We start from the raw sequence: 11,072 nt of genomic DNA on the forward strand, positions 1-11,072 counted from the left end.
CCACCGAACTCAACAACCGGCCCCGCAAACGCCTCAACTGGCGCACCCCCACCGAGGCCCTCGACAAACTACTATCCGACCAAGCAAATCCACCCGGCGTTGCAACCACCGCCTGAATCCGCCCCCGAAAAAGTCACGCGTTGTGCGAACCGGCCGGGTAGTCCCTGATCGCGTCGTTAATCGGAGGATTTCGTCGGCGGGTTCCTAGGGATGGCCGTCGTCTGGTGGGGGAACCCATGAGATGACGGGTGGGTCACCTCCGACTAAGGCGAGTAGCTCCGCGTTTCGGTCTGCCGGGGTCGTTGGCCGGCAACTTTTTCTCAAATGGCGACCCTTTGTTGCCGACTAGCGGAGATTTTGGGCCTCAGCCATAGCGGGTACCTCAAGCAGCGGTCACGCGGTCGCCGGCCTCGCCAGTACCTCAACCCCGCGCCGGGCCCAGTCAAGCTCTTTCTGTAGCGCGGCCGCCGCGGCGACCAGCCCCAAGCGACGTGTCCGGCTTGTCCGGTGCGGCGAGCAACCACCCCGCCGTACCGGAGTTGAGCAAGGGGCTAACCGAAGTAGGGATACCGCAGCAGTTGCGGCCCGAGCTTGACCCAGGTGCGCAGTCCGGCGGCGGTTGCTGAGTCGGTGATGGCCGACAGGTGTTCGCGCAGTTCGTGGGCCTGGTCGCGCAGCCGCCGGGACAGTCGGATCTCATCCGGGGTCAGCGTGGTCGCCGCGGCCAGCCGTTGGCCCTCCTCGAGCGTGGGGGGTCGTGGTTAGCCACAGTGCGATCGCGTCATCGAGTGTCGGGCGCTCGGGCAGTTCGGCGGTTCCGGCCCAGCGGATCAAGGCGAGCGCGGCGCGATCGGGCGTGTCGATACCTCGTACGGCGGCGTCGCGGTCCAGCGTGTAGGCGAGCTCGGTCCACGGTGGGTGCTCGTTGTCGGCGTACAGGAAGTGGCTCCGTAGGAAGGACCACCACAGGTTGCGGTCCGGGCCGGCCGTCGGCTGATGTTCGTCGAGCCACTCCGCGCGCTGCCTGTCGGTCAGCTTCAGCAACTCCTTGCCATAGGCATTGAATTGCTTCTTCTGGCCGTCGAATGCGACCCGTGCCTTGTGGTTGAGGTGTCGCTCGGAGACCGGAGCGCCGAGCATCTTCGCCACCGTTCCCGGGGGTCCCCACGACGGGTCGGACATGGCGACGTTCATGGTGGTCGAGACTCCCGGCACCCAGTACTGCGAGAAGTCGGCTCCCGGCCACTGCGGCGTACTGTCCAGGCTGAAGCCGTGGTCTTCCACGACCGCCCGGAGGTCCTCGATGTTCAGGTACTGGCGGAATTGGCCGTATCGCGTGCGCAGCAGCAACCCCGCGGTACGGCGTGCTGTCCGGCGACTGCCTCGGCTCAGCCGGTGGTTCTGCGTACCGGCGTAGCTGCAGATCCACTCGTCGGTGCCCCGCTCGCGACCCCAGCCGAAGTCGACGAGACCGTAGTCGGTGTTCGCGTACTCCCAGTTCGATCCTTCCTCCGGGAGCTGTTCGTAGAAGTCCTCGTCGCCGAGCACCTCCTGCACCGTGGCCAGATCGCTGGTGGCGTCGACACCCAGCACGGTGCCCGTGATCGCCAGGCCGGCGAAGAAGTCGAGGTCCGTCAGGTGGGTCACGTGAGCATGATCTCGGGCTGCGGGGTCGGCTGCACCTGGGTTTCCGCGACGGCGCGGGTTGGCCATTGAACGATCAGTACGGCGGCCAGGACGACCCCACCGCCTAGCCCCTGCAGCGGGCTGAGGTGTTCACCGAAGACGACGGCGGCCGACAGGACCGTGACGACCGGCTCGAGGACCGACAGGATCGACGCAACCGACGGGCCGACGCGGGCCATCCCCGCGAAGAACAACAGGATCGCGCCGACCGTGCTGACCAGCGACAGCAGCGCGAGCCAGAACCAACCGGTTGGTTGGATGCTGCTGAGCTCCGCGAGCGGGCCATTGTTGCCGCGGACAACGGCCGCGATGAGGAAAGTACCGAAGGCACCGGTGCAGACGAGTGCAGCCAGGGCGAGCGGCGGTACGGCGGCTGTCGTGCGATCGCCGACGAGGATGTAGCAGGTGTAGACGACGGCAGCACTGATCGCCAGCAGCGCCCCGGTCAGGTTGAACCGCCCGGACGCGGCACCGCTCAGCACCAGGCCGATCCCCGCCAACGCCAACCCGAGCGCCCACACCCGTCGCCGGGAGGCGCGTTCGCGGCCGAGCAGGATCGCGCCGGCCATCACCAGGATCGGGTAGAGATACAGCAGCAGCGCGACCAGTGACGCGTCGATCCGGGTCAATGCGGAGAAGTAGAGCCCGGCCTGAGCGGCGTACCCGAAGACGCCCATGCCGAGGCTGGTCAGCACCGCGCGCCGGGGGAGACCCCGCAGCGCGCCGCGGGCTAGCGCGATCGCCATCAGGACGAGACCGGCCAGCCCGAAGCGGATCAGCAGGAGTGCATCGACCGACACCCCCTCGTCGTACGAGAGTTTGCCGAACACGGCCATCGCGCCGAATGCGGCGGCGGAAAGGAGACAGAAGAGGGCGCCCACGGGAACGATGATCCGGGCTCTCAACTGTTCACGTCTATCACGGCTTCTTGGACATGATTGTGTAGCTATTCTGAACAGATGCTCGACCTGCATCGACTCCGGCTTCTCCGTGAGGTCCACGACCGCGGCACTGTGCACGGCGCGGCCCGCGCGCTCGGCTACACGCCCAGCGCGGTCTCCCAGCAACTGTCCGTCCTCGAACGAGAAGCCGGTACGCCGCTCCTCGAGCGAATCGGCCGCAATGTCAGGCTCACCGCGGCCGGCCATGTTCTCGTCCGGCACGCGGCCACTCTGCTGGCGGGGGTCGAGGCGGCTGAGGCCGAGCTGGCTTCCGTCGCGGCAGGTCGAGTGGCTGGCGTCGTACGGATCGCTGCGTTCCAGTCGGCATTCCTGCGGATCGTGGCTCCCGCCGTACGGGCTCTGGCTGTCAGTCACCCGAACATCCGGGTCGAGGCGACGGAGGGTGAGGTGGAGCAGGCCGTGCCGGCGCTCCGGCTGCAGCAGCTCGACCTGGTGGTCGGCGACGAGTACGACGGCCAGCCGCGACCGGTGCATGTGGATCTGCAGCGAGAGCCCTTGCTGCGTGAGCACATCCGAGTAGTGCTCCCGGAAGACCACCCTGAGGCCAGTGCGGACCGAGTGAAGATCTCCCGCCTCTCTGACATCGCCTGGGCCGCCTGTCAGCCTGGTACCGGTCACCGCGAGATGCAGGTGCGCGTCTGCCGCGAGTACGGCGGATTCGAACCGGACCTGCGCTATAGCTCCGACGACTTCCTCATCCTGCTCGAACTGGTCCGCACCACCGGCGCTGCGGCGCTCCTGCCCGATCTGGTGCTCCGCCACGGCACACCGGGCGTCGCCGTACGGAGAGCGGCCGAAGCCGACGTCGGTCGAGCGGTCTACCTGCTCACCCGCCGCGCCCGCACCCCACCGGTCGACGCAGTAGCCGCAGCGCTGCGCGACGTTCTCTCACTCAGTGGAAGTTGAGGTTGAAGGGACAACTAACCCCCTCGTACGGTGACGCCACCAACGAGGAGGGCACGCATGACGCTTCTGACGGACACACTTCTGGGCGGCAGCGACTGGTCGGGGAATGTCTTCAAGGCCGGTAGTTGGCAGCCCGGTCAGGCTGGCCAGTACGCCGTCATCGAGCCCGCGACCGGTGGTGAGCTCGGCCGGATGGGCCTGGCCAGCGCGGAGGATGTCGCCGAGGCCGGGCGAGCCGCGGCAGAGGCCCAGCGAGCCTGGGCAGCGCTCCCTCATCCGGCGCGCGCAGCGGTGATGCGCCGGGCGGGTGATTTGTGGCAGCAGCATGCCGAGGAGATAGCCGGCTGGAACACCCGCGAGGTCGGCGCGACCGCAGGGATCATCGGCTTCTCCCTGCATATTGCCGCGGAGGAGTGTTATCAGGCAGCCGCGCTGCCGGGCCATCCGCTCGGTGAGGTGCTGTCGTCGGAGGAGCCGCGACTCTCGATGGCTCGGCGGGTGCCCGCCGGGGTGGTCGCGGTGATCTCCCCGTTCAACGTGCCGATCATTCTCGGCATCCGCTCGGTCGCCCCAGCCCTTGCCCTCGGCAATGCAGTGATCCTCAAACCCGACCCGCGGACGGCGGTCACCGGCGGCGCCTTGATGGCCCGCATTTTCGAGGAAGCAGGACTGCCTCCCGGCGTACTGCAGATGCTGCCAGGTGGCGCCGACGTCGGACAGGCTCTGGTGACCGATCCGAATGTCCGTGTCATCTCTTTCACCGGCTCCACCAGCGTCGGTCGCCGCATCGGAGCCCTGGCCGGCGAACACCTTAAGCGCGCGCATCTCGAACTAGGCGGCAATTCCGCGCTCCTCATCCTCGACGACGCCGACGTGGAAGCCGCCGTGAACCTGGCGACCTGGGGCTCGTTCTTCCATCAAGGCCAGATCTGCATGACCACCGGCCGCCACCTCGTTGCCGCAGGTGTGTACGACGACTTCGTCGCAGCCCTTGCCGACAAGGCAACCTCGCTGACCGTCGGCAATCCGGCCACCGAGGAAGTTGCCCTCGGCCCCATCATCGACGCCGGTCAACGCGACAAGATCCACGGCCTGGTCGGTGCGACAACCGCCGCCGGCGCCAAATTAGTTGCGGGCGGCACCTACTCCGACCTGTTCTACCGCCCCACGGTGCTGGCCGACGTACCGGCTGAAGCCGCCGCCTTCACCGAGGAGATCTTCGGTCCGGTCGCACCAGTGACGAAGGTCGATTCGGTCGAGGATGCCATCCGCCTGGCCGGCGCCAGCGAATACGGCCTGTCCCTCGGCATCGTCACCAAGGACGTCATGCGCGGCCTGGCCATCGCCGAACAGATCCCCACCGGCATCGTTCACATCAACGACCAAACCGTGAGCGACGAAGCCAACGCCCCCTTCGGCGGTGTCCGCGCCTCTGGCACCGGCTCCCGCTTCGGCGGCGCCACCGCCAACATCGAAGCCTTCACCGAAACCCGCTGGATCACCCTCCGAGGCACCCCACCCACCTACCCGCTGTGAGCCTTTAGGCGGTGATGCTGCGGCCTATTCCTTGGGCGGCGACCTGTAAGGCGGCTAGTAGGGCGGCTCGGTGGGAGCGGAGGTTGGGGACTACCAGGCCGACAGCCGCGACGACTGGGCCGTCGGGGCCGAGGGGGCGGATCGGTACGGCGACCGAGCAGGCGCCGAGGGTCATTTCTTCGGTGGTGGTGGCGTAGCCGCGTTCTCGGATCTCGATCAACTGCTTCTCCAGTCGACCCGCGTGCGTGATCGTGTGCGGAGTGAAGCGGGTGAGCTGGGCGAGGGCCGCTTCCTGTACGTCGGCTGGCGCGTAGGCGAGGAGGACCTTGCCGACACCGGTTGAGTGCAGCGGCAGATAGGAGCCGACTGTGCTCACCACCGGAACCGACGCGCGCCCGGTGAGGCGTTCTAGGTAGAGCGTTCTGATGCCCTCGCGGATCGCCAGGTGCACGGTTGCGCGGGTCGCGGCGTGGATGTCGTTCAGGAACGGGCCGGCGGTCTCGCGTAGGCCGCTGGGCAGGGGCGCGAGTAGGCCGACGGTCCACAGTTTGCGGGAGACGACGTACGCGCCGTCGGATCGTTTGGCGAGGGCGCCGCCTGCGACCAGTTCGCCAACCAGGCGATGCGCGGTGGGCAGCGGCAGGTCGGCGCGAGCGGCTAGCTCGGAGAGGGTAAGCCGACGGTGCTGCTCGTCGAAGGCGAAGAGGAGTGCGAGCGCGCGCGACACCACCGTGGCGCCCGGGGTGGAAACTCTGCCCGCCATCTTGGTGATCCTTCCACTCAGCGGAAGCCCATCGTGGCAGATGGAGCCTGAGATGGCGACGATGAACGGGTGAACGAGACTGCCGCGCCCCTGCCGACCCAGGCGCAGATCTCTGCCGAGATCGCTGCCGCCCCCTCCGGGCGTTCGGAGCCGGCGCTCGGCTTCGCGCCGTACCGGAGTTCGTTGCTGCGGTTCCCGACCAAGGACCTGCGGCAGGCCGATCCGGAGGGGGCCGAGCTGCTCGCGCCGGTCTTTGGCCAGCACGACGTTGACCCGCTCGAGGCCGACCTGACGATCCAGGCCGGCGGTGAACCACTCGGTGAGCGCATCCTGCTCACCGGCCGCGTCCTCGACGGCGACGGTCGTCCGGTGCGGCATCAGCTGGTCGAGATCTGGCAGGCGAACGCGTCCGGCCGCTACATCCACCAGCGCGACCAGCATCCCGCGCCGATCGACCCGAACTTCACCGGCGTCGGCCGTTGCCTAACTGATGCTGACGGCAACTATTCGTTCACCACGATCAAGCCCGGACCCTACCCGTGGCAGAACCACCGCAACGCTTGGCGCCCGGCGCATGTGCACTTCTCGCTGTTCGGCACCGACTTCACCCAGCGACTCGTCACCCAGATGTACTTCCCGGGCGATCAGCTGTTCGCCCTCGACCCGATCTACCAGTCGATCACCGACCCGGCCGCGCGCGAGCGCCTGGTGGCGACGTACGAGCACGATCTGTCCCAGCACGAATGGCTGCTGGGCTACCGCTGGGACATCGTCCTGACGGGATCCCACGCGACCCCGCTGGAGGGCGAGGACCATGCCTGAGCGCACCCCCGGCCAGACCGTCGGACCGTTCTTCCACTACGCCCTCCCGTACGACGGCGATCGCGAACTGATGCCGGTCGGAACCGGCATCCGGTTGCACGGCATCGTGTACGACGGCGCCGGCGAACCGGTCCCGGATGCCCTGCTCGAAATCCGCCAGGCCGACGCGGCCGGTGTCGTCCCGCAAGTGCCCGGATCCCTGCTACGCAACGGCGTTTTCACCGGTTGGGGTCGGAGCAGCACTGACCTTGCCGGCGAGTACTGGTTCTCCACAGTCGAGCCAGGCTCGGTCGACGGCGGCGCACCGTTCTTCGCGGTCACGGTGTTCGCGCGCGGTCTCCTCGACCGGTTGTTCACGAGGATCTACCTGCCGAACCCACCAGCTGATCGCCTCCTGGCCAGCCTCGATCACGAGGATCAGGCCCGGATGATCGCCACTCGCGAGAAGGACGGCTCGCTGCGCTTCGACCTGCACCTGCAGGGCGACAATCAGTCGATCTTCCTGACCTACCCGGGGCATCAGTGAGCGACCTGCTGGAGCCGGGTCGTCATCGCGCTGTCGGGCTCGGCGATGACGGACTCTGGCGCGCCATGCTCGAGGTCGAGCGGGCTTGGCTCGCCGCCATGGTTGCCCAGGGCAAGCAGGGTGCCACCGAAGCCCACCTGCAGACCCTCACGGCGGCGATCGCGGCCGATCTTCCGCGCCCGTCGCCGGAGAGCATCGAGAATGCGGGGAGCCCCGTTGTCGAGCTCGTTCGCATCCTGCGAGCAGCCGTCGATGATGACACGGCCCAGTACATCCACTGCGGGCTGACCAGTCAGGACGTGCTCGACACGGCGTTGATGCTGTTGGCCAAGGACGCGCTTGGCCGTGCCGATACCTATCTCACCATCACCGCGGCCGCCTTGGCTGAGCTCGCCCGCGCGCATCGGCAGTCGCTGATGACCGGTCGCACGCTGACCCAATACGCCGTACCGGTGACTTTTGGGTTGAAGGCCGCTCAGTGGTTGGTCGGCGTACTGGATGCTCGGGATGCGATCCGGGGTGCTGAGCTTCCGGTGCAAGCCGGGGGAGCTGCTGGCACCCGGTCGTTGCTGGGGGAGCTGACCGACACACCGGACGCCGTGGTCGACGCGTTCGCCGCAGAGCTCGGGCTGCGTCGAGCTTTGCCCTGGCACACCCGCCGTACGGCGATCACTCGGATCGCGGACGTGTTGGGCGAGGCGTGCGCGGCGGCCGGGGTCATCGCCGGAAACGTCTTGTTCTTGGGGCGTCCTGAGGTCGGCGAGGTCCGGGAGGGCCGGTCTGCCGGGAAGGGGACGTCGTCGACAATGCCGCACAAGGCGAACCCGGTGCTCAGCGTCCTCATCCGCAGTGCCGCCCTACAGGTCCCACCGCTGGTCGGGCACCTCCACACCTGCAGCGCGCTCGCGACCGACGAGCGCCCTGACGGTGCTTGGCATGCCGAGTGGCCGGCGTTCAGTCGAGTCCTCACGCTCACTGTCACCGCACTGTCGCAAACGGCTGACCTGGTCGGCGGGCTGGAGGTGGACGCCGCAGCTATGGCTGAGCGCGCCCGAGCCGCAGCCGGCGACCTGCTCGCAGAGCGTCCAGGCGACGCGGGCGAGGACCCAATGCGCTATCTGGGCTCGGCGACCGACTTTGTCGATCAGGTGTTGGAGAGGTGGGACCGTGGTTGAGCTGACCTGCACCGACTTCGGTGGTTCCGGCGAACTGTTGATCGTCGGTCCGTCGTTGGGGACTTCGGTCGAAGCCTTGTGGGGCGCGTGTGTGCCGCACCTGACGCCGTCCTTCCGAGTCGTCGGCTGGGACCTGCCGGGTCACGGTCGCAGCGCGCCCGCAACCGGATTCGAAATTGCCGAAATCGCCGACAGCCTCCGCAAAGTCGCCACCGAACTGACAACCGGCAACACCTGGTACGCCGGAGTGTCCGTGGCCGGTGCGGTCGGATTCGCGCTGGCGGTCGACCCCGGGCCGTACACCGCGATCACCACTCTCGCCGCCGCAGCCAAGATCGGCGAAGCCGGTGCCTGGTACGAACGCGCCGATCTGGTCCGCGCCGCGTCGACCTCCGCGGTGATCGCGGGGTCGGTCGAGCGATGGTTCGGTCCTGGTTTCACCGATCGTGATCCGCGAACAGTCGCACGGTTGCTCGACAGCCTGACCGACGCGGACGCTCCGTCGTATGCCGCAACCTGCGAGGCGCTGGCGCGATTCGACGGTCGGGGTCGACTGGGTTCCGCGACAGTGCCGGTGCTGGTGGCGGCGGGTCGCCACGATCGCGTCGTACCGCCTGAGCTGGCGCAGGATTCGGCCGAGCGGTTGCCCGAGGCAACGTCGTACGTGTTCGAAGGTAGTGCGCACCTGCCGCCGGCCGAGGAGCCGGCCGCGGTCGCCAACGTCCTGACCGAGTTCTTCCAGCGAGGTGGCCGATGAGCGATCCGACGTACGACGCCGGGATGCAGGTACGGCGGGAGGTGCTGGGCGATGCGCATGTCGACCGGGCCGAGGCAGGCAAGACCGCGCTCACCACGGACTTCCAGGAGCTGATCACGAGCTATGCCTGGGGTTCGGTGTGGACGCGGCCGGGGCTGGATCGTCGGATGCGCAGCGCGATCACGATCACTGCGCTGATCGCCCAGGGGCATTGGACGGAGCTGCCGATGCACCTGCGGGCGGCGCGGACCAACGGGCTGAGTGTTGAGGAGATCACCGAGGTGCTGCTGCAGTCGGCCGTGTATTGCGGGGTACCCGCCGCCAACCACGCGTTCGCGATCGCGCAGGAGGTCCTGGATGACTGAGGTGACGCGCACCCAGGTTGGGATTGTCGGTGGTGGGCCTGCGGGGCTGATGCTCTCGCACCTACTTGCGCTGGCGGGGATCGATTCGGTCGTGGTTGATCGTCGTACCCGCTGGGAGATCGAGAACACGGTCCGGGCCGGGATTCTCGAGGACGACAGTGTCCGGCTGCTCGTCGAGACCGGGGTATCCGATCGGGTACATCGTGAAGGGATCGCGCACGACGGCATCGTGCTCCGGTACGGCGGGGAGAGCCACCGGATCGACTTCAAGGGACTGGTCGGGGCGGCGTCCTGGTTGTATCCGCAGACCGATGTCTTCGTCGACCTCGCCAACGCACGCGCTCGCGATGGGGGCGATGTGCGGTTCGGGGTTGCTCGGACACGCGTGGTTGACGTGATGTCGGATCAGCCGGGCATCTTGTTCACTGCGCCGGATGGGGTCGAGCACGAGGTGCGATGCGACTACCTGGTGGGGGCGGACGGCTCGCATTCGATGTGCCGGCTGGAGGTTCCGGAGTCGCTGCGGCAGCACTATGTGCGCGAGTATCCCTTTGCCTGGTTCGGGATTCTGACCGAGGCGCCGAAGAGCGCGCCGGAGTTGATCTACACCCATTCGCCGCGCGGATTCGCGCTGATCAGCCAGCGCACGGACACGCTGCAACGGATGTACTTTCAGTGCGATCCCGACGAGGACACTGACGCCTGGTCTGACGACCGCATCTGGTCTGAGCTGCAGGCCCGCGTCGCCGGGCCCGACGGCCTCACGCTGCACGAAGGCCCGATCACCAGTAAGACCGTCCTCCGCTTCCGCAGCTTCGTCGCCGAACCGATGCGCCACGGCCGCCTCCTCCTAGCCGGCGACGCCGCCCACACCGTCCCACCCACAGGAGCCAAGGGCCTCAACCTCGCCCTGGCCGATGTCCGAGTCCTGGCTGAGTTGCTCGAGCGAACCTTCGCCGGCCAGGACGTTCTGGACGAATACGGTCCCCGCGCGCTCGCCCGAGTCTGGAAGGCCCAGCACTTCTCCTACTGGATGACCAGCATGCTCCACACCCACCCCGAAGCCAACGCCTTCGACCTCCGCCGCCAACTAGGCGAACTCAATGCCGTCACCACCTCCACCGCGGGCTCCACCTACCTGGCCGAGTCCTACACCGGCTGGCCCACCGGCCGCTAGAGGTAGCACCCCACCCCTTGAGCACCCATCAGTCACCAGAGCCCCCTCGAAACGCCTGAACCGTGCTCAAGGCCGTGAGTCCATTCACCTTTGAGTACCCATCAGCCGTTTTCCGGCTCGATCGGTGACTGAACCGCGCTCAAGGCGCGTGGCGGGGTTCGCGGAGAGGCCCGCTGGGTTCAGTGGCGAGGCTCTGGGGCGCATGGGTGGGTTCAGTGGCGTGGTGTCCTAGCCCGCACAGTGGGTTCAGTGGGTGGGGGGATCGGTGGGCGTCGTCGAATGGCTCCAGTGTGTCGAGTGTGCGGAGTGTGTCGCCGGCAAACGTTCGCCGACGGCAATCTGCGTTCAGTCGACCCAGTGGGTTCAGTCGCGGGGACCCCGGGGACGTGGGGTGGAC

At 67.7% G+C, this 11,072-nt stretch carries 11 protein-coding genes; 8 read left to right on the forward strand and 3 right to left on the reverse strand.

Translation table 11 applies throughout. The features are described 5' to 3' along the window. Positions 1 to 696: 696 nt before the first annotated feature. Entirely contained in the window at positions 697 to 1,647 is a 951-nt protein-coding gene (locus E1263_RS40235; protein ID WP_132177363.1) for a hypothetical protein, read from the reverse strand. Next, positions 1,644 to 2,567, reverse strand: a complete 924-nt coding sequence (locus tag E1263_RS40240) for a DMT family transporter (protein WP_132177365.1) — start codon at positions 2,565 to 2,567, stop codon at positions 1,644 to 1,646. Before E1263_RS40240 ends, E1263_RS40235 begins: the two co-directional genes overlap by 4 nt. Before the next feature lie 78 nt (positions 2,568 to 2,645). Between E1263_RS40240 and E1263_RS40245 the strand changes: the two genes are divergently transcribed. Then, positions 2,646 to 3,554, forward strand: coding sequence for a LysR family transcriptional regulator (locus E1263_RS40245; protein ID WP_132177366.1), 909 nt, complete (start codon positions 2,646 to 2,648; stop codon positions 3,552 to 3,554). A 57-nt stretch (positions 3,555 to 3,611) separates the two neighbouring features. Continuing rightward, positions 3,612 to 5,090 (forward strand): benzaldehyde dehydrogenase, encoded by a 1,479-nt coding sequence (locus E1263_RS40250; protein ID WP_132177368.1) that lies wholly within the window; start codon positions 3,612 to 3,614, stop codon positions 5,088 to 5,090. Between the two features lie 4 nt (positions 5,091 to 5,094). Here the strand turns inward: E1263_RS40250 and E1263_RS40255 are convergent, their stop codons facing one another. Beyond that, positions 5,095 to 5,853 (reverse strand): IclR family transcriptional regulator, encoded by a 759-nt coding sequence (locus E1263_RS40255; protein WP_132177370.1) that lies wholly within the window; start codon positions 5,851 to 5,853, stop codon positions 5,095 to 5,097. A gap of 69 nt (positions 5,854 to 5,922) precedes the next feature. On the opposite strand from E1263_RS40255, the gene pcaH reads away from it, so the two are divergent. Genes pcaH through E1263_RS40285 form a run of 6 tightly spaced genes read left to right on the forward strand, consistent with a single transcriptional unit; the run spans position 5,923 to position 10,675 of the window. Further along, complete coding sequence (gene pcaH / locus E1263_RS40260; protein ID WP_202869289.1) at positions 5,923 to 6,675, forward strand: protocatechuate 3,4-dioxygenase subunit beta; 753 nt, start codon at positions 5,923 to 5,925, stop codon at positions 6,673 to 6,675. Next, the gene (gene pcaG / locus E1263_RS40265; protein WP_132177372.1) at positions 6,668 to 7,201 is read left to right on the forward strand and encodes a protocatechuate 3,4-dioxygenase subunit alpha; all 534 of its coding nucleotides are present in this window, start codon (positions 6,668 to 6,670) and stop codon (positions 7,199 to 7,201) included. The genes pcaH and pcaG overlap by 8 nt, the downstream gene beginning before the upstream one ends. Continuing rightward, positions 7,198 to 8,376: a lyase family protein gene (locus E1263_RS40270; RefSeq protein ID WP_132177374.1), complete on the forward strand. Its 1,179-nt coding sequence runs from the start codon at positions 7,198 to 7,200 to the stop codon at positions 8,374 to 8,376. Before pcaG ends, E1263_RS40270 begins: the two co-directional genes overlap by 4 nt. Further along, positions 8,369 to 9,133, forward strand: coding sequence for an alpha/beta fold hydrolase (locus E1263_RS40275; protein WP_165956925.1), 765 nt, complete (start codon positions 8,369 to 8,371; stop codon positions 9,131 to 9,133). Before E1263_RS40270 ends, E1263_RS40275 begins: the two co-directional genes overlap by 8 nt. After that, a complete protein-coding gene (gene pcaC, locus E1263_RS40280; protein WP_132177378.1) occupies positions 9,130 to 9,498 on the forward strand; it encodes a 4-carboxymuconolactone decarboxylase in 369 nt (122 codons plus the stop codon). The genes E1263_RS40275 and pcaC overlap by 4 nt, the downstream gene beginning before the upstream one ends. Further along, positions 9,491 to 10,675: a 4-hydroxybenzoate 3-monooxygenase gene (locus E1263_RS40285; protein ID WP_132177380.1), complete on the forward strand. Its 1,185-nt coding sequence runs from the start codon at positions 9,491 to 9,493 to the stop codon at positions 10,673 to 10,675. The genes pcaC and E1263_RS40285 overlap by 8 nt, the downstream gene beginning before the upstream one ends. The last annotated feature ends 397 nt before the right edge of the window (positions 10,676 to 11,072 follow it).

It is taken from the genome of Kribbella antibiotica, from assembly GCF_004349055.1.
Taxonomy (GTDB): Bacteria; Actinomycetota; Actinomycetes; order Propionibacteriales; family Kribbellaceae; genus Kribbella; species Kribbella antibiotica.